The 23,153-nt window shown below is 63.2% G+C and carries 21 protein-coding genes; 5 read left to right on the forward strand and 16 right to left on the reverse strand.

The genetic code is table 11. From position 1 onward, the window contains the following. Nucleotides 1-58 precede the first annotated feature (58 nt). The 12 genes from UB48_RS01635 to UB48_RS01690 all read right to left on the reverse strand — a co-directional run bounded on the left by UB48_RS01635 (nt 59) and on the right by UB48_RS01690 (nt 14,356). Entirely contained in the window at nt 59-1,993 is a 1,935-nt protein-coding gene (locus UB48_RS01635) for a methyl-accepting chemotaxis protein (protein WP_045193979.1), read from the reverse strand. 138 nt (nt 1,994-2,131) lie between these two features. Beyond that, nucleotides 2,132-3,424: an adenylosuccinate synthase gene (locus UB48_RS01640; RefSeq protein WP_010221599.1), complete on the reverse strand. Its 1,293-nt coding sequence runs from the start codon at nt 3,422-3,424 to the stop codon at nt 2,132-2,134. 54 nt (nt 3,425-3,478) lie between these two features. Then, nucleotides 3,479-4,666 (reverse strand): ATP phosphoribosyltransferase regulatory subunit, encoded by a 1,188-nt coding sequence (locus tag UB48_RS01645; RefSeq protein ID WP_045193730.1) that lies wholly within the window; start codon nt 4,664-4,666, stop codon nt 3,479-3,481. 275 nt (nt 4,667-4,941) lie between these two features. Then, a complete protein-coding gene (gene hflC, locus UB48_RS01650) occupies nt 4,942-5,811 on the reverse strand; it encodes a protease modulator HflC (protein ID WP_045193732.1) in 870 nt (289 codons plus the stop codon). Then, entirely contained in the window at nt 5,811-6,971 is a 1,161-nt protein-coding gene (hflK, locus tag UB48_RS01655) for an FtsH protease activity modulator HflK (protein ID WP_045193733.1), read from the reverse strand. Before hflK ends, hflC begins: the two co-directional genes overlap by 1 nt. A 96-nt stretch (nt 6,972-7,067) precedes the next feature. Continuing rightward, nucleotides 7,068-8,369, reverse strand: a complete 1,302-nt coding sequence (hflX, locus tag UB48_RS01660; protein WP_045193735.1) for a ribosome rescue GTPase HflX — start codon at nt 8,367-8,369, stop codon at nt 7,068-7,070. A 12-nt stretch (nt 8,370-8,381) separates the two neighbouring features. Further along, on the reverse strand, nt 8,382-8,642 hold the full coding sequence (gene hfq, locus UB48_RS01665) for an RNA chaperone Hfq (RefSeq protein ID WP_010221594.1): 261 nt from the start codon (nt 8,640-8,642) through the stop codon (nt 8,382-8,384). Nucleotides 8,643-8,738: 96 nt separating this feature from the next. After that, entirely contained in the window at nt 8,739-9,710 is a 972-nt protein-coding gene (gene miaA, locus UB48_RS01670) for a tRNA (adenosine(37)-N6)-dimethylallyltransferase MiaA (protein ID WP_045193736.1), read from the reverse strand. Between the two features lies 1 nt (nt 9,711). Further along, complete coding sequence (gene mutL, locus UB48_RS01675) at nt 9,712-11,613, reverse strand: DNA mismatch repair endonuclease MutL (RefSeq protein WP_045193737.1); 1,902 nt, start codon at nt 11,611-11,613, stop codon at nt 9,712-9,714. Continuing rightward, complete coding sequence (locus tag UB48_RS01680; RefSeq protein ID WP_213602626.1) at nt 11,610-13,034, reverse strand: N-acetylmuramoyl-L-alanine amidase; 1,425 nt, start codon at nt 13,032-13,034, stop codon at nt 11,610-11,612. The genes mutL and UB48_RS01680 overlap by 4 nt, the downstream gene beginning before the upstream one ends. A gap of 3 nt (nt 13,035-13,037) precedes the next feature. Then, complete coding sequence (tsaE, locus tag UB48_RS01685) at nt 13,038-13,508, reverse strand: tRNA (adenosine(37)-N6)-threonylcarbamoyltransferase complex ATPase subunit type 1 TsaE (RefSeq protein WP_045193739.1); 471 nt, start codon at nt 13,506-13,508, stop codon at nt 13,038-13,040. Next, nucleotides 13,496-14,356: an NAD(P)H-hydrate dehydratase gene (locus UB48_RS01690; RefSeq protein ID WP_045193740.1), complete on the reverse strand. Its 861-nt coding sequence runs from the start codon at nt 14,354-14,356 to the stop codon at nt 13,496-13,498. The genes tsaE and UB48_RS01690 overlap by 13 nt, the downstream gene beginning before the upstream one ends. Before the next feature lie 62 nt (nt 14,357-14,418). On the opposite strand from UB48_RS01690, the gene queG reads away from it, so the two are divergent. Further along, nucleotides 14,419-15,516, forward strand: coding sequence for a tRNA epoxyqueuosine(34) reductase QueG (queG, locus tag UB48_RS01695; protein ID WP_045193741.1), 1,098 nt, complete (start codon nt 14,419-14,421; stop codon nt 15,514-15,516). A 46-nt stretch (nt 15,517-15,562) separates the two neighbouring features. Here the strand turns inward: queG and UB48_RS01700 are convergent, their stop codons facing one another. Both UB48_RS01700 and orn read right to left on the reverse strand, forming a co-directional pair. Beyond that, on the reverse strand, nt 15,563-16,174 hold the full coding sequence (locus UB48_RS01700; RefSeq protein ID WP_038997454.1) for a trimeric intracellular cation channel family protein: 612 nt from the start codon (nt 16,172-16,174) through the stop codon (nt 15,563-15,565). A 100-nt stretch (nt 16,175-16,274) separates the two neighbouring features. Continuing rightward, nucleotides 16,275-16,817 carry an oligoribonuclease gene (gene orn, locus UB48_RS01705; protein ID WP_045193742.1) on the reverse strand — a complete coding sequence of 181 codons (543 nt, stop codon included), beginning with the start codon at nt 16,815-16,817 and terminating at the stop codon, nt 16,275-16,277. A gap of 91 nt (nt 16,818-16,908) precedes the next feature. On the opposite strand from orn, the gene rsgA reads away from it, so the two are divergent. Both rsgA and UB48_RS01715 read left to right on the forward strand, forming a co-directional pair. Next, on the forward strand, nt 16,909-17,940 hold the full coding sequence (gene rsgA, locus UB48_RS01710) for a small ribosomal subunit biogenesis GTPase RsgA (RefSeq protein WP_045193743.1): 1,032 nt from the start codon (nt 16,909-16,911) through the stop codon (nt 17,938-17,940). A gap of 258 nt (nt 17,941-18,198) precedes the next feature. Further along, nucleotides 18,199-18,681, forward strand: a complete 483-nt coding sequence (locus tag UB48_RS01715; protein ID WP_045193744.1) for a TIR domain-containing protein — start codon at nt 18,199-18,201, stop codon at nt 18,679-18,681. 66 nt (nt 18,682-18,747) lie between these two features. Here the strand turns inward: UB48_RS01715 and motB are convergent, their stop codons facing one another. Next, nucleotides 18,748-19,770 (reverse strand): flagellar motor protein MotB, encoded by a 1,023-nt coding sequence (motB, locus tag UB48_RS01720; RefSeq protein ID WP_045193745.1) that lies wholly within the window; start codon nt 19,768-19,770, stop codon nt 18,748-18,750. Between the two features lie 3 nt (nt 19,771-19,773). After that, nucleotides 19,774-20,625, reverse strand: a complete 852-nt coding sequence (motA, locus tag UB48_RS01725) for a flagellar motor stator protein MotA (RefSeq protein ID WP_038997459.1) — start codon at nt 20,623-20,625, stop codon at nt 19,774-19,776. A 131-nt stretch (nt 20,626-20,756) separates the two neighbouring features. Here motA and UB48_RS01730 point away from each other — a divergent pair, with 131 nt between their 5' ends. After that, on the forward strand, nt 20,757-22,292 hold the full coding sequence (locus UB48_RS01730; RefSeq protein ID WP_045193746.1) for an HDOD domain-containing protein: 1,536 nt from the start codon (nt 20,757-20,759) through the stop codon (nt 22,290-22,292). Nucleotides 22,293-22,338: 46 nt separating this feature from the next. Next, nucleotides 22,339-23,148 carry a rhodanese-like domain-containing protein gene (locus tag UB48_RS01735; RefSeq protein ID WP_045193748.1) on the forward strand — a complete coding sequence of 270 codons (810 nt, stop codon included), beginning with the start codon at nt 22,339-22,341 and terminating at the stop codon, nt 23,146-23,148. Nucleotides 23,149-23,153: the final 5 nt, after the last annotated feature.

Here is a 23,153-nt window from a genome sequence, read left to right on the forward strand (position 1 = left end):
ATTCCAACCTCAAGACACAAGCGGCGGTGCGACGACTCGACTTGCCCCGCGATTACTCTCACGCGCGGAACTGCCCCAGGCTGGCCTTGAGCTGCGCCGCCAGGTCATCGAGCACCTTGCTGCTGGCGGTGGTTTGCAGCACCACCTCGGCAGCCCGCTCGGCCTGGGCGTGAATGGTCTGCACCCGACCACGCACGGCCTGCGCGCCATGAGCCTGCTGCTCGGCCGCACGGGTAGCCAGGCCAATCGCCGCATGCACCTGCTCAACCGATGCCTGCACCGATTGCTGCAAGCGCGCGTTGTCGCGCAGCACCAGCAGGCCTTCGCTAGCCTGGCGCCCGGCCTGGCTGATCGCCGCCACTGCCTCTTTGGCACCCTGCTGCAATGCGCCGATGTGCGCCTGGATATCGCCGGTCGAGCTTTGGGTCTTGCTCGCCAGTGCTCGCACCTCATCGGCCACCACGGCAAAACCGCGCCCGGTTTCCCCGGCGCGCGCCGCTTCGATGGCAGCGTTGAGCGCCAGCAGGTTGGTCTGTTCGGCAATGCCGTGAATTACCGTCAGCACCACCTCGATCTGCTCACTTTGCTGGGCCAGGCGCTCGATGACCTTGGAGCCGGTCTCGACCTGCCCGGCCAGGTCTTCGATAAGCTTGGCCACCTGGGTGGAAGTGCGGCTGTTCTCGTCAGTGGCCTGGCGAATATCCACCACCTGCTGCAGGGCCGATTGCATCGCCTGGCTTTCGGCCTGGGCCTCATCGGCCATACTCGACAGGTCGCGCAGGCTGGCGGCAACTTCATCACGCTGCAGCTCGGCAGCAGCATCGGCGCCGGCATTGCGCTGGGTCATGGCGCCGATCTCGATGCCGGTACGCTGGGCCACTTCGCCAGCCTCACGCACAATAGGCTGCAGCTTGGCGACGAACTGGTTGACCGCCGCCGCCATGTCGCCGATCTCGTCGCGACTGTCGATGGAAACACGCTTGGTCAGATCACCCTCACCCGCCGCCAGGTCGTTCAGTGCCGCAATCAGCAGGCGCAGCTTGTTGACCACGCGCCGCCCCAGCACCACGGCGACCACCAGCAGCACGCCCAGGCCGACCAGGGCCAGCCCCACGCCGATGTTCCAGCGCAGGATCGCGGCCGCGTCCTGAACGCTTTGCGAGGTGTTGGCCTGCATACCGGCAGCACTGCCCTGCGCTGCTTCCAGGCGCGCGCGCAAAGCCTTGTTGCTGTCGGCGGCGGCACCCACCAGGCTGTCGCCGACCAACTGATCACCGCTGGCGATCAACGCCGAGAAGCGCTTGTCCAGCGCCACCAGCTCGTGGTCGACCACGGCCGTGGAAACGCCCATCAATACCTTGCCGATCTCGACCCCGTTAGGGTTGATCGAGGCCTCGACGAAGTACACCGAAGGGTCGTTGCGCGCGGCGTCCAGTACCTTGTCCAGCGCCCGCTCGCCCTGGCCCTTTTCCAGCAGCGCCTGGTTGATCGGGTTCTGCCGGTTGAGGTAGCGGGTCAAGTGCTGACCCTGGGCGTCGTCGTACACCACGAACAGCACGCTAGGGTTGCGCTGGGCCCGGCGGGAGAACTCCGACAGGGTCGGCACGTCGTTGTCCCACATGGCCCGTGGCGCCACCGAGGCGAGCAGTTCGGCCATGTCGTTGGCCGAATCCTTGAGGTTCTTTTCCAGGGTCGCGCGCAACTGCGCCTGCTCATCCTGCAAACGCGTGGACAAACCTGCGGTCAGGCGCTGGCGGGTACTGGCGGAGAGGCTGTCGAGCCCGGAGCTGACTTCGCGCCCGGCCTGCTCAAGCTCGGCGGAAAGTTGCTGGCTGTCGGCGGCCAGACGCTTGCCCAGATCGGCCTCAAGGGCTGTGACCGTGCTCCGGGTCAGCGCGACCGCGACCAGCACTTGCACCAAAAGAGCGATACCGAGGGCAACAAAGACAGGCCGCAACAGGCGGCTTCGTAACAGTGAGAGAACGGCGGACACGAAAGAACCCTCTACTTCTGGGGCCATTAAAGTGATGGCACCACTGGAGTGATTCTTACAGCAAAGGTTGTGCCGATCAGCCGACAGAAACGACAAAGGCCCCTATCAAGGGGCCTTTGTCTTTACATCAGTCGCGAATCAGGCGAACGGATGACGCAGCACGATGGTCTCGTTGCGGTCCGGGCCGGTGGAGATGATGTCGATCGGCGCGCCGACCAGCTCTTCCACACGCTTGATGTAGGCACGGGCGTTGGCCGGCAGTTCTTCCAGGGTCTTGGCACCCAGGGTCGACTCGCTCCAGCCCGGCATTTCTTCGTACACCGGCTCCAGGCCGATGTAGCTGTCGGCGTCGGTCGGGGCATCGATGACCGCACCGTTCTCGTTCTTGTAGCCAACGCAGATACGGATGGTTTCCAGGCCGTCGAGCACGTCCAGCTTGGTCAGGCACAGGCCGGAGATGCTGTTGACGTCGATGGCGCGACGCAGGATCACGGCATCGAACCAGCCGCAACGGCGGGCGCGACCGGTGGTGGCGCCGAACTCGTGACCACGCTTGGCCAGGAAGGCACCGACGTCATCGAACAGTTCGGTCGGGAACGGGCCCGAGCCAACGCGGGTGGTGTAGGCCTTGGTGATACCGAGGATGTAGTCCAGGTACATAGGGCCAACGCCCGAACCGGTAGCGATGCCGCCAGCGGTGGTGTTGGAACTGGTCACGAACGGGTAGGTACCGTGGTCGATGTCCAGCAGCGAGCCCTGGGCGCCTTCGAACATGATGTCCTTGCCGGCACGACGCAGGTTGTGCAGCTCGGCGGTGACGTCGAGCATCATCGGCTTGAGCAGCTCGGCGTATTCCATGCACTCGTCCAGGGTCTTCTGGAAATCGATTGCAGGTTCTTTGTAGTAATTGACCAGCACAAAGTTGTGGTAGTCCAGCAGCTCGCCGAGCTTGGCAGCGAAACGCTCGCGGTGGAACAGGTCACCGATGCGCAGGCCGCGACGGGCAACCTTGTCTTCGTAGGCCGGGCCGATGCCGCGACCGGTGGTGCCGATCTTCTGCTCGCCACGGGCTTTTTCACGAGCCTGGTCGAGGGCCACGTGGTAGGACAGGATCAGCGGGCAGGAAGGGCTGATGCGCAGGCGCTCGCGCACCGGTACGCCTTTCTCTTCGAGCTTGTTGATTTCACGCAGCAGGGCGTCCGGTGCTACCACCACGCCGTTGCCGATCAGGCACTGCACGCCTTCGCGCAGCACGCCCGACGGGATCAGGTGCAGCACGGTCTTCTCACCGTCGATCACCAGGGTGTGGCCTGCGTTGTGGCCACCCTGGTAGCGCACTACGGCGGCAGCATGTTCGGTCAGCAGATCAACGATCTTGCCTTTGCCCTCATCACCCCACTGGGTGCCCAGGACTACGACATTCTTACCCATAACACTTGTCCTCATTCGCGCAAACTTGGCGCCGGCTCGTGCCGGCGGGGAATCTCAAATGGCCAGCGGCAGAACCTGCCAAAGCCCGTTTTGCTGAATCAATTGCCGATCGCAATCCGCCTCTACGGCGGCAGTCAATGGCTGCCCAGGCAAGGCCTGAACCACCCGCTGACCTTCACTGCGCAATTGGCAGACCAACTGCCAGAGTGCCGCATCGCTGCTGTCGGGCATCCAGATCCCGCCAGACGGCAATACCACCTCGGCTCGCCCCAGTGTGACCAGGGTCTTCAAATCCGTGGAGAAACCGGTGGCCGGGCGTGCCCGGCCAAAGTCCGCTCCGATGTCGTCGTAACGACCGCCCTGGGCGATCGACTGACCGACACCCGGGACGAACGCGGCAAACACCACACCGGTGTGGTAGTGGTAGCCGCGCAACTCGCCCAGGTCAAAATACAGCGGCAGCCCGGGATAACGCGTGGCCAGCCGCTCGGCGATCGCCATCAGGTCATCCAGTGCCGCCAGTACCGCAGCCGGTGCACGACCCAGGCGCACGCGCGCCTCGGCCAGCACTTCACGGCCACCGCACAGCTCGGTGAGCGAGCGCAACATAGCGGCGAGGTCCGCTGGCAGCTTGGCAGTCAGCTCGATCACTTCGTCGACGGCCTTGCGCTGCAGGGCATCGAACAACTGCTGCTCGATTGCTCCGGACAGACCGGCGGCGCGGGCCAGGCCACGGTAGATACCGACATGACCGAGGTCCATGTGCACGTCCGGCACATCGGCCAGTTGCAGCATGGCCAGCATCAGGCTGATCACCTCGACGTCGCTGACCGGGCTGGCGTCGCCGTACAGCTCGGCACCGAGCTGGATCGGGCTGCGCGACGTCGACAGCGCCCGCGGCAAGGCGTGCAGCACGCTGCCGGCATAGCACAGGCGGCTCGGGCCTTCACGACGCAGGGTATGCGCATCGATGCGCGCAACCTGTGGAGTGATGTCGGCACGGAAACCCATCTGCCGGCCCGATTGCGGGTCGATGACCTTGAAGGTCCGCAGGTCCAGGTCCTGGCCGGCACCGGTGAGCAGCGATTCCAGGTACTCGATATGTGGGGTCACGACAAAGTCATAACCCCAGCTCTGGAACAGATCCAACACCTGCCGACGCGCGATCTCGATGCGCGCCGCCTCAGGTGGCAGTACTTCTTCGATGCCATCTGGCAGCAGCCAGCGGTCTACCGTTGCCATTACGCCATTTCCCCTATGGTCCGGGCGGCTTGCCCACGGGCGAGCCTTGAGTGAAGCAGGTATCGGCAAACAATGGCGCGCAGCACCGATTCCAGCGCTACCGCCGTGCCTATACCCTCGAATACCTTGGGCTGCTCTGTAGACCCGAACCGGGTTTGAACCGTTCGATCTTGCAGACGCAAAAAAGCCGGGAATTTCCCGGCTGCCGCATCATACACCCGTTTTCTCGCGGGATCACCCCGCCAGGCGTTTTAGCCGCCCGGCGGGGTAGATGCTTATGGCTTGGACTTGCCCATGAAGCGGAAGAAGTCGCTGCTCGGATCGAGCACCAGCACATCGCTCTTGTCGGCAAAGCTCTCGCGGTAAGCCTTGAGGCTGCGATAGAACGCGTAGAAGTCCTGGTCCTGACCGTAAGCCTTGGCGTAGATCGACGCCGCCTGGGCATCACCGTCACCGCGGGTTTCTTCCGATTCCCGGTAGGCTTCGGCCAGCAGAACCCGGCGCTGACGATCGGCGTCGGCACGAATGCCTTCAGCCAGCTCGTTACCCTTGGCACGGTGCTCGCGGGCTTCACGCTCACGCTCGGTGCTCATGCGCTCGAACACGCTGCGGTTGACTTCCTTGGGCAGGTCGATGGCCTTGACGCGAACGTCGACCACTTCAATACCCAGCTCCTTGCTGGCCATGCGGTTCAACGAGGCAGTGATGTCAGCCATCAGCGCGTCACGTTCACCGGAGACCACTTCGTGCAGGGTGCGTTTACCGAACTGGTCACGCAGGCCGCTTTCCAGACGGCGCGACAGACGTTCGTCGGCAATCTGCTTGAGGCCCGAGGTTGCAGTGTAGAAACGCTCGGCATCCTTGACCCGCCACTTGGCGTAGGCATCGACCATCACCGCTTTCTTTTCCAGGGTCAGGAAGCGCTGGGTCGGGGCGTCCAGGGTCATCAGGCGGGCGTCGAACTTGCGCACCTGGTTGACGTAAGGAACCTTCACATGCAGGCCGGGCTGGACATCTGCCTGGACCACACGACCAAATTGCAGGAGTACCGCACGCTCGGTCTGGGCCACGATGTAGAAGCTGTTCCAGGCCACGATCCCCAGCACCACGGCCACGATCAGGGCGATCAGCGATTTATTGCTCATCAGCGGCTCTCCCTAGTACGCAACTGTGTTTGCTGCTGTTGCAGTTCCGCCGCACGGGCCGCATCAGCGTTGGCCGAAGGCGCAGCGCTGGTGGTCGGCGCAATACGCGAACCACTGTTCTGGATCATCTTGTCGAGCGGCAGGTACAGCAGGTTGCTCTGACCGTCCTTGCCGGAGACCAGGACCTTGCTGGTGTTGCTGTAGACTTCCTGCATGGTGTCCAGGTACAAGCGCTGACGGGTCACTTCAGGGGCCTTGCGGTACTCGGCGACCAGCTTGGTGAAGCGGTCGGCCTCACCCTTGGCGCGCGAGACGACTTCGTCGCGGTAACCGTTGGCGTCCTCGATGATCCGCTGGGCCTGACCACGGGCTTCTGGCACCACGCCATTGGCGTAGGACTCGGCCTGGTTGCGGGCACGCTGCTCGTCTTCACGGGCACGGATCACGTCGTCGAAGGCTTCCTGCACTTCACGCGGGGCTGCCGCGCTCTGTACGTTGACCTGGGTGACGGTGATACCGGTACGGTAGGTATCGAGGAAACGCTGCAGGCGCTCCTTGATTTCCACGGCCATCTGCTCACGACCTTCGGTCAGTACCTTGTCCATTGCGGTGGAACCCACCACATGACGCAGGGCGCTGTCGGTCGCGTGCTGCAGGCTGACTTCAGGCTGATCGACGTTCAGCACGAAATCCTGCAGGTTGGTGATCTTGTACTGCACGGTCAGCGGCACCTCGACGATGTTCTCGTCTTCGGTCAGCATCTGCCCCTGCTTGGTATAGGCACGTTCGCGGGTAACGTTCTCCATGTACTTGCGATCGATCGGCGGGAAGTAGATGTTCAGGCCCGGCCCTACGGTTTCGTAGTATTTGCCGAAGCGCAGCACGACTGCCTGCTCCTGTTCGTCGACCACGTACACGGCGCTGTACAGCCAGATAGCTGCAAGCACGGCGAGACCGATGCCGAGCAGGCCGAAGCCACCGCCCTTGCCGATGCCGCCATCACCACCGCGTTTCTTGCCACTGCCGAACATGCCGTTCAGGCTGTCCTGCAGCTTGCGGAAGGCCTCGTCGAGATCCGGTGGCCCTTTCTTGTCGCCACCACGGCGCCCGCCCCACGGATCCTGATTGTTCGAGTTGCCACCCGGCTCATTCCAAGCCATAGCGCTCTCCATCTGATAAAGCAAAGACGCGCCCACGGCGCGCCGTCCAATGCTACAGAATGCCTGTCACGGCTGCCCGACCGCGTCGCCGGGCATTTATTGCAAAGTATGTTGCTCGATGAACTCCAGCGGCTGCAAACCTTCGCGGCTGACCAGGCGGTTCAACTCCACCCGCGGCAGTCGCACAGCCAGCAGGCTGCTGCCTTCATCGTCATGCTCTTCGCTCTGCACCGCGCCCAGTTCAAAGAACTGCGCGCGCAGCCGGGCAAAACGCTGCTCAAGGCGCAAGGTACCGACAAACAGGTCATCCCCCAGCAATTCGGCGACCGCCTGCCCCACCAGCTCCAACCCCCGACCATCGCGGGCCGAGACCCAGACCCGTTGCGGCTTGCCATCGGCATCGCGCTGAATCTGCGGCTCGACGCCTTCAAGCAGGTCGAGTTTGTTATAGACCTCGAGGATCGGCAAGCCTTCTGCACCGATCTCTCCCAGTACCGCCATGACCTGCTCGATCTGCGCCATGCGCTCGGGCTCATGGGCGTCGATCACGTGCAGCAGCAGGTCGGAGTTGCTCGACTCTTCGAGCGTAGCCCGAAATGCCTCGACCAGCTTGTGCGGCAGGTGACGAATGAAGCCCACGGTGTCGGCCAGCACGATCGGCCCGAGGTCGTCGAGCTCGAGCCGGCGCAGGGTCGGGTCGAGGGTCGCGAACAACTGGTCGGCGGCGTAGACGTCCGACTGGGTCAGGGCGTTGAACAGGGTCGACTTGCCGGCGTTGGTATAGCCGACCAGCGAAACCGAGGGGATATCTGCCCGTTTACGGCCACGGCGGGCCTGCTCACGCTGGCTACGGACCTTTTCCAGGCGCGCCTTGATCTGGCGCAGGCGTACCCGCAGCAGGCGGCGGTCGGTTTCCAACTGGGTTTCACCCGGGCCGCGCAGGCCGATACCGCCTTTTTGCCGCTCAAGGTGAGTCCAGCCACGCACCAGCCGCGTGCTCATGTGCTCGAGCTGGGCCAGTTCGACCTGCAGCTTGCCTTCATGGGTACGCGCCCGCTGGGCGAAGATATCGAGAATCAGACCGGTGCGATCAAGCACGCGACACTCGAAGACTCGTTCGAGGTTACGTTCCTGACTGGGGGTGAGGGTGTGATTGAAAATCACCAAATCTACCTGTTCGGCGTTGACCAGGTCGCGTAACTCTTCGACCTTGCCGCTGCCAATCAGGTATTTGGCGGTGGGCTGATGTCGCGCCACATTGGCGAACGCGACAATATCGGCCCCAGCCGACAGTGCCAGCTCCTGAAACTCCTGCGGATCTTCGCGCGCCTCAGGGTTCTGACCTTCCAAGTGAACGAGGACTGCCCGTTCACCACCACCGTGGCGCTCAAAGAACAAAGCAGACTCCTATCAGGCGTTACCTGGCTCAGCGTCGCCTTGCTCGGATTCGGTTGCGCTAGGCAGACGGATCGGACGCACAGGGACAACTGTCGAGATGGCGTGTTTGTAAACCATCTGGCTGACGGTGTTCTTCAGCAGAATCACGAACTGGTCGAAGGATTCGATCGTGCCTTGCAGCTTGATGCCGTTAACCAGATAGATCGAAACCCCAACTTTTTCTTTTCTCAAAGTATTCAAGTAAGGGTCTTGTAGCGAATGCCCTTTTGACATATGCCGCACTCCTGTAAGGATCAATAGTAAAAAAATCAAAGAAAAACTGATGGCTCAAGCCGCCCCACCCCAAGGATAGACGGCAATTGCAAGGACTCAGCTCAATATGGAGACCGATCCAAGGTATTTCAAGGTGCGAGACAGATTGTCGCAGTCCAGGCTGTCCAGCCAGTGCAGGTCAGCCCAACTACGCAACCAGGTGAACTGCCGCTTCGCCAGTTGGCGAGTGGCAATAATGCCGCGCTCCTGCATTTCAACTGAAGTCAACTTGCCATCAAGGTGATCCCAGACCTGGCGATAACCAACCGCCCGTATAGACGGCAGCCCCGCGTGCAAGTCACTTCTGGCTCGCAGCAATCGGACCTCGTCAACGAAGCCCTGTTCCAGCATTTGCCCGAATCGTAGCGCAATCCGCTCGTGCAGTATGTGCCGATCGGTTGGCGCAATGGCCAGGCTGGCGACAGTATAGGGCAATTGTCCCGCTGCGGACGCGCCTGCGGCGCTACTTTGCGCGGATTGACGCTGACGATGTTCGGTCATCGTCAGGCCGCTGACCCGGTAAACCTCCAGCGCGCGGATCAGCCGCTGCGGGTCATTGGGATGAATACGCGCCGCCGACTCCGGGTCGACCGCCGCCAGTTGCTGGTGCAGGGCGTGCAAACCCAGGCGCTGAACCTGCTCTTCGAGCTCGGCACGCACGTGCGGGTCGGCCGCTGGCATGTCCGCCAGGCCTTCGAGCAATGCCTTGTAATAAAGCATGGTGCCGCCGACCAGCAGCGGAATCTTGCCGCGCGCGGTGATCTCGGCCATGGCCTCCAGGGCATCACGACGAAAATCGGCGGCCGAATAGCTTTCGGCCGGGTCGAGGATGTCGATCAGCCGGTGCGGATGGGCGGCGAGGATCTCTTTCGACGGCTTGGCGCTGCCGATGTCCATGCCACGGTAAACCAGCGCCGAATCGACACTGATCAGCTCGCACGGCAACACCTTGGTCAGTTCGATGGCAAGGTCGGTCTTGCCCGCCGCAGTCGGGCCCATCAGGAATATCGCGGGGGGTTTGCCGCTCATGTCATCGACCGCGCAAAAACAGTTTGTCCAGATCGTCCAGGCCCATCTGGGTCCAGGTCGGCCGGCCATGGTTGCATTGACCGCTACGCTCGGTGTTTTCCATATCGCGCAGCAGGCCGTTCATTTCAGCGATGGCCAGGCGCCGGTTGGCGCGGATGGCGCCGTGGCAGGCCATGGTTCCGAGCAGTTCGTTCAGGTGCGCCTGAATGCGGTCGCTGGTGCCGTACTCCATCAGGTCGGCCAGTACGTCCTGGACCAGGCGATTGGCCTCGGCCTGCTTGAGCAGCGCCGGAATCTGCCGGATCGCCAGGCTTTCCGGGCCCAGGCGCTGCAACTCGAAGCCCAGGCGCTGGAACCACTCGGCGTGCTCTTCGGCGCAATCGGCTTCGCGCTGGCTCAAGGCCAGGGATTCGGGCACCAGCAGCGGTTGGCCGCTGAGGCCTTCGCTGGCCATGGCCACCTTGAGGCGCTCGTACATGATCCGCTCATGGGCGGCATGCATGTCCACCAGCACCAGGCCGACGGCGTTTTCAGCCAGGATATAGATGCCCTTGAGCTGGGCCAGGGCGTAGCCCAGCGGCGGGATGTCGCCCTGGCCTTCGGGCAAGGCTGGCGGTGCTGCCTCGGCCAGCGGCGCGAAAAATTCCCGGTACACACCCTGGGCCTCGGCCGCAGGCAATGCCTGGGTCGGCCTTGGCGTGTACTGGTATTGATAACCGGCGCCACTGCCATTGCTGCCCACGGACGGGCGCAGGCCCGGTTCAGCGGGCGGCTGCTCCAGCAGATTGGCGGCCAGGCGCATCTCGCCCTGGGGGCCGAATTCACCGGCCTGGATACCGCTCGGGCGGACGATCTCGCTGCTGGCAGCGGGCGCGGCCAGTTGGTCTTCCGGGCGTACATCGGCCAGGGCGCGGTGCAGGGTGCCGTACAGAAAGTCATGGACCATGCGCCCGTCACGAAAGCGCACTTCGTGCTTGGTCGGGTGCACGTTGACGTCGACACCGGTAGGGTCGACCTCGAAAAACAGCACGAAAGTCGGGTGCCGGCCGTTGAACAGCACATCACGGTAGGCCTGGCGCACGGCGTGGGCGACCAGCTTGTCGCGCACTGCGCGGCCGTTGACGAAGAAGTACTGCAGATCAGCCTGGCTGCGCGAGAAGGTCGGCAACCCGACCCAGCCCCACAGGTGCAGGCCGTTGCGCTCGACCTCGATCGGCAGTGCCTGCTCGAGGAAACCCGGGCCGCAGATTGCCGCGACACGGCGAGCGCGCGCGGTATCGTCATGGGCTTCATGCAGGCTGAGGATGCTCTTGCCGTTGTGGCGCAGGTGAAAACCCACATCGAAACGCGCCAGCGCCAGGCGGCGGATCACTTCCTGCAGGTGATCGAATTCGGTTTTCTCGGTCTTGAGGAACTTGCGCCGGGCCGGGGTATTGAAGAACAGGTCGCGCACTTCCACCGAAGTGCCGACCGGATGCGCCGCCGGCTGCACCCGCGGGGCCATGTCGCGGCCTTCGGTTTCCACCTGCCAGGCCTGTTCGGCGTCGCGGGTACGCGAGGTCAGGGTCAGGCGGGCGACCGAGCTGATCGAGGCCAAAGCCTCACCGCGAAAACCCAGGCTCATGACCCGCTCAAGGTCTTCCAGGTCGCGGATCTTGCTGGTGGCGTGGCGGGCAAGGGCCAGCGGCAGGTCGTCGGCGGCGATACCGCCACCGTCGTCGCGAACGCGCAGCAACTTGACGCCGCCCTGCTCGACTTCGACGTCGATGCGCTTGGCACCGGAGTCCAGGCTGTTTTCCAGCAGCTCCTTGATCACCGAAGCCGGGCGTTCGACGACTTCACCGGCGGCAATCTGGTTGGCCAGCCGCGGGCTGAGCAGCTCGATCCGGGCACTGCTGCTCATTGCTGGGCCGCCAGTGCCGTGGTCGGGATGTTCAGGTGCTGGCCGACTTTCAGTTCATCGGTCTTCAGGCTGTTGGCACTGCGCAGGCTGGCGACGCTGACCTGATAACGCACGGCGATCATCGCCAGGGTCTCGCCTGGGCGCACCGAGTGCTCGCGCGGGCCCTGGGCGATCTTGCCGCTGTCACGCAACCAGGCCACATAGGTGCCCGGCGGCGGGTTCTGCTGGAAGAACTGGCGTACGCCACTGTGAATCGAACGCGCCAGCGACTGCTGGTGGCTTGGGGTGGCCAGCTTGGCCGCCTCGTTGGCGTTGGAGATAAAGCCGGTTTCCACCAGGATCGACGGGATGTCCGGCGATTTCAGCACCATGAACCCGGCCTGCTCGACGCGCTGCTTGTGCAGCGGGGTGATGCGGCCCATGTTGCCCAAAACCTTCTGGCCGACGTTGAGGCTGGAGCTCAACGAAGCGGTCATCGACAGATCAAGCAGCACGCCGGCGAGCATGCGGTCCTTGTCATCGAGACTGACGTTACCGGCGCCACCGATCAGGTCGGAGCGGTTTTCGCTATCGGCCAGCCAGCGTGCGGTTTCCGAGGTAGCGCCGCGATCGGACAGGGCGAACACCGAGGCACCGAACGCGGCCTTGGACGGCGCGGCGTCGGCGTGGATCGAGATGAACAGGTCAGCGCCCTTCTTGCGGGCAATCTCGGTGCGTTTGCGCAGCGGGATGAAGTAATCGCCGGTACGGGTCAGCTCGGCGCGGAAGCCCTTCTCGGTGTTGATCTGGCGCTGCAACTCCTTGGCGATGGCCAGGACGATGTCTTTTTCATGCTGGCCGCGCGAACCGGAGGCACCCGGGTCTTCACCGCCGTGACCGGCGTCGATGGCGATGACGATGTCACGTTTGCCATTGGGCACCGGGGTCAGCTTGATCGCCGGTTGCGCCGGCGTGACCGGTACCGCAGGGGTGGTTGCCACCGGCGGTGTGGGCGGTGGCGGCGCGGCATCGGCTTCCTGGTCGAACAGGTCGACTACCAGGCGGTTACCGTACTGGGCATTGGGCGCCAGGGTGAAGCTCTTGGGCGTCACTGACTTTTTCAGGTCGACCACCACGCGCAGGTCGGTCGGCGTACGCTGGGCCGAGCGCACGCTGGTAATCGGGGTATTGGAGGTGGACACCGACAACGGCGCAGCCAGGGTCGCGCCATTGATGTCGATCACCAGGCGGTCCGGGGCGGTCAAGGTAAACACGCTGTGCTGCACAGGGCCCGAGAGGTCGAAGACCAGCCGTGTGTTATCGGGCGCTCGCCATAAACGCACACTTTTGACTTGCGTGACGGCCAGAGCGTTAACGGTCACTACCGTAAGCAGCAGTCCTACGACAGAAACCAGTGCGCGAATGCGCATACCTATCCCCATTTTCTATTTGAATTCCAAGGCCAGAGCGGCACACCAGGCTTCGCCACGTGCCCCCTGCGGCGACAGGTTGAGCGAACGACCGCCCGCCTGGGGGCTTATGGTAATGGTCAGGTCGGGCTTTGGCAAAATGCCTGCCCCTTTTTGCGGCCACTCGAACAGGCACAAGGCGTCACCTTCGAAATAATCGCGGATGCCCATGAATTCCAGCTCCTCCGGATCGACCAGGCGATAAAGGTCGAAGTGGAAGGCACGAACATCACCAATCTCGTACGGCTCAACCACAGTAAAGGTAGGACTTTTTACCGCACCTTGGTGCCCAAGGCCGCGAATAATGCCCCGCGACAGGGTGGTCTTGCCGGCCCCCAGGTCCCCTTCAAGAAAAATCACGCCGTGGCCTTTGGTCACTTCGGCAATACGCTTGCCCAAATTCACCATGGCCTCTTCATCGGCCAAAAACAGGGTTATGCCAGACACGCTGAATGTTCCTCCAATAACTGACGAATTGCCGGGACCATGTCGCTGGCGGCCAGGCCACGGCCCTGCGCGCCCAGGCGCTCGCCAGCGCAGGCATGCAGCCAGACGCCCAGGCAGGCCGCGTCCCAGGCTGACATGCCCTGGGCCAGCAAAGCACCGAGCACGCCGCTGAGCACATCGCCCAGACCGGCGCCGGCCATGACCGGATGACCGCGCGAGCATAGCGCCAACTGCCCGGCCGGATCGGCGACCAGGGTGCCGGCGCCTTTGAGCACGCATACGACCGCGTATTTGCGTGCGAGTTTGCGCGCCGCCCCGGGCCGGTCGGCCTGTACCGCTTCGGTCGATACACCGAGCAGGCGCGCAGCCTCGCCCGGGTGCGGGGTAATGATGCTGCCCTTGGGCAGCGGCAAGGGTTGGCGCGCCAGCAGGTTGAGGGCATCGGCGTCCCACACTTGAGGCAGTGGGCTGCTGGCCACCGCCGACAACAGGCTGCGCCCCCACGCCGCCTGGCCCAGGCCTGGACCTGCCACCAGCACCGAGGCCCGCTCGATCGGCGCCATCAGCTGGTTGGCCGAATGCACGCCCAGGCTCATCACCTCGGGCAGGCGGGCCATGGCCGCAGGCACATGCTCAGGCCGGCTGACCAGCGATACCAGGCCGGCGCCGCAGCGCAACGCCGCTTCGGCGCTGAGCAGCACCGCGCCGCCAGTGCCGCGATCACCACCCACCACCAGCACATGGCCGAAGTCACCCTTATGGGCGTCAGCAGAACGTGGCGCCAGGGGCGCAAGGGTGACGCTGGTGAGCCGATGGGACTCGTTTGCGGGGTGTTTGGTCTGAGGCATGGGTCAAAGGCTCTGATGTCTGGCAGAATTATACGCACCTGAGTCCGTATTGCCTTATTCCCATGTCTGCTTCTGCCCCCGATCTACCTGCGCTGGCCCAATCGATCAAGGATTGGGGCCGAGAGCTCGGTTTTGCCCATGTCGGCATCACCGGGGTGGACCTGGGCGAGCATGAAAAACATCTGGAACGCTGGCTCGAGGCCGGCTACCACGGCGAAATGGATTACATGGGCGCCCACGGCAGCAAGCGCTCGCACCCCGATGAGCTGGTGCCCGGCACCTTGCGCGTGGTGTCGCTGCGCATGGACTACCTGCCGGGCGATACGCGCATGGCTCAGCAACTGGCGCAACCAGAAAAAGCCTACATCTCCCGCTACGCCCTGGGCCGCGACTACCACAAGCTGGTGCGCAAACGCGTACAGCACCTGGCCGAGCGCATCCAGAAGGATATCGGCCCGTTCGGCTTCCGGGCCTTTGTCGACAGCGCCCCGGTGCTGGAAAAGGCCATTGCCGAGCAGGCTGGCCTGGGCTGGATCGGCAAGAACACCCTGCTGCTCAACCGCAAGGCCGGCAGTTACTTCTTTCTTGCCGAGCTGTTTGTCGACATGCCGCTGCCGGTCGACCCGCCGCAGGCCAGCGAACACTGCGGCCGCTGCAGCGCCTGCCTGGACATCTGCCCGACCCAGGCCTTTGTCGGCCCCTATGTGCTGGATGCCCGGCGCTGTATCTCGTACCTGACCATCGAACTGAAAAGCGCGATCCCGGAAGATCTGCGACCGTTGATCGGCAATCGGGTATTTGGCTGCGATGACTGCCAGATCGTCTGCCCATGGAACCGCTTCGCCCGACCGAGCGGTGAAAACGACTTCAAGCCCCGGCACAACCTCGACAGCGCCGGGCTTGCCGAGCTGTTCATGTGGGATGAACAGACCTTCCTCGACAGCACTGAAGGCTCGCCGCTGCGCCGTGCCGGCTATGAGCGCTGGTTGCGCAACCTGGCGGTGGGGCTTGGCAATGCGCCGTCGACCATCCAGGTACTGGAGGCGCTCAAGGCGCGGCAGGATTTTCCGTCGGAGCTGGTGCGTGAGCATGTGCAGTGGGCACTGGGGCAACATGCCATGAAAACAGCGGCAAGCACCAAGCCACAAGCGTCAAGCTGATCGCCTCGACTTGCAGCTTGTGGCTTGCCACTTGCCGCTTAAGCCTTCAATGCTCGTCGTTGTAATGAAACTTGGGCATTTCCCAGTGGAAGCGAATCGCCAGCAGGCGTAGCAGGAAGCCGCCGAACAGGGTCAGCAGAATCGCCTGCTCGCCTGGCACATTGAAGTACACGCAGCCCAGGTAAAACCAGGCCGCGGCGAACGACACACTGGCATACAGCTCCCGACGGAAGATCAGCGGAATATCGTTACAGAAGATATCCCGGAGGATCCCGCCGAACACCCCGGTAATCACCCCGCTGATCGATGCCACCAGCATGCCCTGGCCCATTTCCAGCGCGGTCATGCAGCCGATCAGGGTGAAGGCCACCAGCCCCAGGGCATCAAGCACCAGGAACAGCGAGCGCAAGTGGCGCATCAAAGGCGCGATAAAGATCGTCATCAGCGCTGCGAAACTGGTCAGCACCAGGTATTCCGGGTGCTTGACCCAGGTCAGCGGGTAATGCCCCAGCAGCACGTCGCGCACCGAACCACCGCCCAGGGCGGTGATGCAGGCGATCAGCACCACGCCGAACCAGTCCATGCCGCGGCGCCCGGCAGACAGCGCGCCAGTCATGGCTTCGGCAGTGATAGCAATGAGGTAGAGCATCAACAACATGGCGCAGATCCGTGCAAAGGGGCGCGCAGTCTAACCAGTTGCCACAGGCACCAAAAGGGGGCGCCGCGCGGATTGTCTGTACAAGCCGGCGGCGTTGCGATCAGAACTTGATGAAGTGCTGGCGATAGTGGCGCAGTTCGTTGATCGACTCGCGGATATCGTCCAGCGCCAGGTGGGTGCCGCCCTTCTTGAAGCTGTCACGCACTTCAGGGGCCCAGCGTGCTGCCAGCTCCTTGAGGGTTGAGACATCAAGGTTGCGGTAGTGGAAGTAGTTTTCCAGGCTGCGCATGTGGCGATAGAGGAAGCGGCGGTCCTGGCAGATGCTGTTGCCGCAGATCGGCGACTTGCCCTTTGGCACCCACTGTTCCAGAAAGGCGATGGTCTGCGCCTCGGCTTCGGCCATGCTGACGCGGCTGTCCTTGACCCGCTGGGTCAGGCCGGAGGCGCCGTGGGTGCGGGTGTTCCACTCGTCCATGCGCGCCAGCACCTCGTCACTGTGGTGAATGGCGATCACCGGACCTTCGGCCAGGGTATTGAGGTCGCTGTCGGTGACGATGGTGGCCATTTCGATAATGACGTCTTGATCCGGATCCAGACCGGTCATTTCCAGGTCGATCCAGATCAGGTTCTGTGGGTTCTGCATGATTCTGCTCCTCGGTAGGTGCGCAGTTTAGCCTAGTGGAGCGTGCTAAACTCCCCGCGGTTAAATATTGCCTCCCGAACACGGAACCTTCATGGCCAAACGCCAGCTCAATCGACGCCAGAACTGGCGCATCGAAAAAATCCAGGGTGAACGCGCTGCCCGCGCCGCCAAACGCGAACAACAGACCCTGAAGGAGCTCGAAGGCGGTGACCTCGGCCCGGAGCAAATGGGCCTGGTCATCGCTCACTTTGGCGTGCAGGTCGAAGTCGAAGCCCAGGACGGCGACGTTACCGGCCAGGTGTTCCGTTGCCACCTGCGGGCCAACCTGCCGGCGCTGGTCACCGGCGACAAGGTAGTCTGGCGCGCCGGCAACCAGGGCATTGGCGTGATTGTCGCGCAGATGCCGCGCCATACCGAGCTGTGCCGCCCGGACAGCCGTGGCCAGCTCAAACCGGTAGCGGCCAACGTCGACCTGATCGTGATCGTCTTCGCCCCGGCGCCAGAACCCCATGCCAACCTGATCGACCGCTACCTGGTCGCGGCCGAGCATGCCGGCATCCGCCCCTTGCTGCTGCTGAACAAGGCCGACCTGATCGACGAGCAGAACGCTCCGGCGCTCAATGCATTGCTGGCAGTGTACCGCCAGCTTGGCTACCCGTTGCTGGAAGTGTCGGCGCACCACGGCAACGGCATGGAGCAACTGCAGGCCCAGCTCGACGGCCATATCAGCGTGTTCGTCGGTCAGTCCGGGGTTGGCAAGTCGTCGCTGGTCAACAGCCTGCTGCCCGAGGTTCAGACCCGCGTCGGCGATCTGTCGGAATGGTCCGGCCAGGGTACTCACACCACCACCACCGCCCGTCTTTACCACTTCCCCGGTGGTGGCGAGCTTATCGACTCCCCGGGCATCCGCGAATTTGGCCTGGGCCACGTCAGCCGCGCCGATGTCGAAGCCGGCTTTATCGAGTTCACCGACCTGCTCGGCACCTGCCGCTTTCGCGACTGCAAGCACGACCGCGAGCCGGGTTGTGCGCTGCTCAAGGCCCTCGAAGACGGCCGCGTGCAACAGCAACGGATGAACAGCTACCGCTCGATCATCGCCAGCCTGCCGCAAGACACTTACTGAAACATCTGAGGCCCGGAAACGGGCCTCAAACAGTTCAAAGTAGGACGCATCCGTAGGATTTATTACCCAGCAAAGCAGGAAGCATCTGCTTTGCTGGTCGTACCTTGCTGTGCGAAAGACTTTCGCTGATTGTCACCTTTCAAGATTCGCCGCCATGAAGCGAATCGACCCCATGCCCTGCGTATGAAAGGAATCAACCATGACAATTCAGCTATTGCGCATCAACGCCACTCCCTCCAGCGTGGGAGGGCACTTCTGATGCCAGTCTTTATCAGTTATCGCCACAGCGAACGCCTGGACGCCTTCATCATCAATGAACGGCTCAAGCTTGAAGGCATCAATACCCAGCTGGACCTGTTCGACAGTGAGGCCCAGCAGACCACCGACGACATCAGCGGAATCATCCGCCGCAACATCAGCCAGTGCACCCACCTGATTGCCGTGCTCGCACCGGAAACCGCCGAGGCCTGGTGGGTGCCCTTCCAGCTTGGCGCCGCCACCCTGGTCAATCGCCGGGTAGCCTTTTACCAGTGCGGCGAGGCCACGCTGCCGGGGTATCTGGAGAAGTGGCCAACCATGACCAACCGCGAACACATCGACCTCTACGTGCGCGCCTACCATGACGAGCAGACCTTCAAGCGCTCGATCGACAGCGAAGCCTGCGAGGCCAATGCCACCAACCGCTCCAACGCCGACTTCTTCCATGCCGACCTCAAGGCCAAGATCCGCCGCGGCTTTTAGCCGGTAGCGCCAAGCAAAACGCCCGTGGGCATCGCTGCGCACGGGCGTTTTTTTCAGCTAGCAGGCTTACTGCTTGTTTTCGTCCATCTTCAACACACCGTCTTCGAAGATGTTCAGCTTCTGGCGCAACTCCCGTGGCTGCATCGGCTCTGGCTCGGCCGCCGGGGCTGGCTCCGGGGTCGTCCCTGGAGCCGGCGTCGCGGCGCCTGGCTGGCCGGCTTCGGGGGCGGCAGGCTGGGTCTGCTCGCCTTCGATGGTGCGCTGGGCCTTCTTGGTCAGGACAATGATGTCGATCCGGCGGTTGACCGGGTTGAGCGGGTTCTGCCGGTCGAACAGCGACGACGAGGCATAGCCGACCACCCGCGCCACCTGGGTATCCGGGTAGCCACCGGCGACCAGCGCGCGGCGTGCGGCATTGGCGCGGTTGGCCGACAGTTCCCAGTTGCCGAAGTCGCCGGTGCCGGCGTATGGCTTGGCATCGGTATGGCCACTGATGCTGATCTTGTTCGGCACCGCCTTGATGGTGTCGGCCATGGCCAGCAGGATGTCCTCGAAGTACGGCTGCAGGCGCGCGCTGCCAAGATCGAACATTGGCCGGTTCTCGGCATCCATGATCTGGATGCGCAGCCCGTCCTGGGTGATCTCGAAGAGGATCTGGTCCTTGAACTTCTGCAGTTGCGGGTTCTCTTCAACCTTGTTCTGCAGCTCCTGCAGGAGCAACTCGAGGCGCTCGCGCTCAACCTGCTCGGCCATGTTCTCGACCGTATTCTGGTCGATCGGGATGCTGGTCTCAGGCGTTGGCTCGGACTTTTCTTCCGGGTTGATGGTTTTTTCCGGGGCGAGCTGGGGCGAGCCGCCCAGGTCGATGATGTACGGCGTGCCGCTTTCGGAAAAACCGATCGGATCCTTGAAGTAGCCGGCAATGGCGATCTTCTGCTCCGGTGTGGCCGTCGACAGCAGCCACAGCACCAGGAAGAACGCCATCATCGCCGTAGCGAAGTCGGCGAAGGCAATCTTCCAGGCGCCACCGTGGTGGCCGTCGCCAAAGCGCTTGATGCGCTTGACGATAATGGGCTGATTGTTCTCCATGGCTTAGCGACCGCGAACTGCTTGTTCCAGCTCGGCGAAGCTCGGGCGGTGGGCCGGGAACAGCACCTTGCGCCCGAATTCCACGGCCAGCGATGGCGGCATGCCCGAGGCCGAAGCCACCAGCGAGGCCTTGATCGCCTCGTAGACGTTCAGCTCTTCCTTGGCGTCATGGCGCAGGGAAGTGGCCAGCGGGCCGAAGAAGCCGTAGGCGGCGAGAATACCGAAGAAGGTACCGACCAACGCCGCACCGACGTGCAGGCCGATCGACTTCTGGTCGCCATCGCCCAGCGAGGCCATGGTCACCACGATACCCAGTACCGCGGCAACGATACCGAAGCCGGGCATGCCGTCGGCGATGCCGGTCACGGCATGGGACGGGTGTTCGAGCTCTTCCTTCATGCTCAGCAGTTCCATGTCGAACAGGCCCTCAAGCTCGTGCGGGGCCATGTTGCCAGTGGACATGATGCGCAGGTAGTCACAGATGAACGCAGTCATGCGCTCATCACCCAGTACCGCCGGGTACTTGGCGAAAATCGGGCTGGCAGCGGCGTCTTCGATATCGGCTTCGATCGCCATCATGCCTTCGCGACGGGATTTGTTGAGAATCTCGTAGACCAGGCCCAGCACCTCGATATAGAAGGTGTGGGTAAAGCGCGTGCCGAACATCTTCAGCGACTTCTTGATTACATGCATGGTCATGTAACCAGGGTTGGCCTGGAGGAACGCACCGAAAGCAGCACCACCGATGATCAGCACTTCGAAAGGCTGGATCAGGGCCGCAATCTTGCCGTGGGAAAGTACATATCCGCCGAGCACACTCGCGAATACGACGATGATGCCGATAATTTTAGCCATAGATAGAAAGCACTTACTGTCGTGGTCAGGGTCGTGAGCGGAAGTTAAAAAAACTCTTCTTCTACTTATCGGCAGAACTGCGCCAGACTATAGTCAGTCAAGGCGAAAAGCCAGTTCGGCCTACCTCCAGCATGCCTATTGAAACCATCGTGCCAAGTCAAACACCAAAAACACTCGATGCCTGGGTCAAGCTCCTCGATAGCGTGCGCCTGCCGGTTCCGCTGGCCAGCTACGAACGGGTCAAAGCCGCCATTGGCGACAGCCGCCGCTCGTTGCGCGACATCGCTGAACTGATGCAGGACAGCCCGGCGCTGGTGCTCAGCGTCATGCGCGAGGCCAACCACCACAGCAATACCGGCCTGGGCGAACCGGCCGAGAGCCTGGAGATCGCCCTCAACCGCCTGGGGCTGGCGCGTACCGCAGAACTGCTGGAGCGCCTGCCGGCGCTGCCCGAAGCCGAAATTGCCCCGACCCTGCGTCAGCTGCAGCTGGTCAGCCAGCACGCCAGCCAGCAGGCCAATGGCCTGTTCGCCAGCCGCCTGGCGCGGCTGTGGCAGGAAATCCATTGGGGCAGCCTGCTGTTTCTGTCACCGCTGTGGCCCCTGGCGCTGACTCACCCCAAGCTCCTCGATGAGTGGGAGCTGCGTGTGGTGCACAAAGGCGAATCGGCACTGCGGGTGGAACAAGAGCTGTTCGGCGTGCGGGTCATGAGCCTGTGCAAGGCCCTGGCCGAACACTGGCGCCTGCCGGACTGGGTAACGCGCGGTTACCATTTACTTCAGGAGGAGCGCCGGCTACTGGCCCAGGCGATCCTCATCGCCCGTGACCAGGACAGCCTGCACCAGCAGCAGCGCCTGGACGATCAACCAAGCCTGCGCCGCTGGTTCAACCAGCCGGCCAATACCGTGCTGCTGGCCAACGGCCTGGCCCTGGCCTCGCAGGTTGGCTGGACCAATGCCCATGTGCAGCGCTGGCAACTGCTCACCAGCCTTTACCTGCAAACGCCGCTGGATGATGTCCAGCAACTGGTGCACCAACAAGCGGCAATCAGCGCCCGTCATCACGCCTGCCCTGGCCTGTTCCACCCGGCCGAGGCGCTGCTGTGGCCATGGCACCAGCAACGCCTGCATCAGGGCCAGATCGCCCCGCCAACGCCTTCAGCCCAGGCCCTGGGTACCTGGCGCAAACTCTGCGGGGAGCTGCTGACCGAGCCCAGCCCGTTCAGCAATGCTATCCACCTGACGACGTTGGCTCGCGACGCGCTGGTCGCCTGCGGCATGCAGCGGGTGATGCTGCTGATGACCGACAAGACCCTGAGCCAGCTGCGCGTCCACCAGATTGCCGGCCTGCCGGCGGAAGCCGCCAGCCTGGTGCTGCCGATTGAACAAAGCAAACTGCTGCAACGGTTGCTGAGCAAAGCGGCGCAACTGCGCCTGACCCCGGAAAACCACGCGCAGTTCTCAGCCCTGCTGCCGCCCAGCCTGCGCGCCCTGTTTCGCAGCGAACACGTGCTGCTGCGCTCGCTGTCGAGCAATGGCCGGGTGGTGATGCTGCTGGTCGCCGACCAGGGCGGCAAGCCGTTGGCGGACGTCAGCGTGCAAGCCTTCGGCAAAACCGCGCAATGCATCGAGCGGGCCCTGACCGCCTTCAGCAACCGCAGCGCCTGAGCCATGCGCTACAATCGCCCCCTCTGTTCCGCCCTGGAGACTCTGGATGACTGACTTTTCTGGCCTGCCCCTGGTTATCGAGCCGGCAGACCTGCTAACCCGCCTGGATGCGCCAGAGTTGATCCTGGTCGACCTGACCAGCCCCAACCGCTATGCCAGCGGGCATATTCCGGGGGCGCGCTTCGTCGACTTCAAGCGCACCCAGCTAGGCCAGCCTCCTGCGCCGGGCCTGTTGCCGGCCAAGGCCGACCTGGAAAAACTCTTCGCCGAGCTCGGCCATAACGCCAATGCGGTCTATGTGGTCTATGACGACGAGGGCGGCGGCTGGGCCGGGCGCTTCATCTGGTTGCTGGATGTAATCGGTCACTCCCGTTACCACTACCTCAACGGCGGTGTCCACGCGTGGCCAGCGAGCAACCTCAGCACTGAAGTACCCGACGCTGCCAGCGGCACGGTCAACCTGACCCTGCACGAAGAGCCTACGGCCACCCGCGAATACCTGCAAAGCCGCCTCGGCGCCGCCGACCTGGCGATCTGGGACGCGCGCAGCCCGGCCGAATACCGCGGCGAGAAAGTTCTCGCAGCCAAGGGCGGGCACATTCCCGGCGCAGTCAATTTCGAATGGACCGCCGGCATGGACCTGAACGATCACCAGCGCATCCGCAAGGACATGCCCGAGATCCTCGAGCAGCTGGGCATCAGCAAAGACAAGGAAGTGGTCACCCACTGCCAGACCCACCACCGATCCGGCTTTACCTACCTGGTGGCCAAGCATCTGGGCTACCCTCGGGTCAAAGCCTACGCCGGATCCTGGGGCGAATGGGGCAACCACCCCGACACCCCTGTCGAAGTTTAAGGAAA

It is taken from the genome of Pseudomonas sp. 2(2015) (assembly GCF_000955865.1).
Classification (GTDB): Bacteria; Pseudomonadota; Gammaproteobacteria; order Pseudomonadales; family Pseudomonadaceae; genus Aquipseudomonas.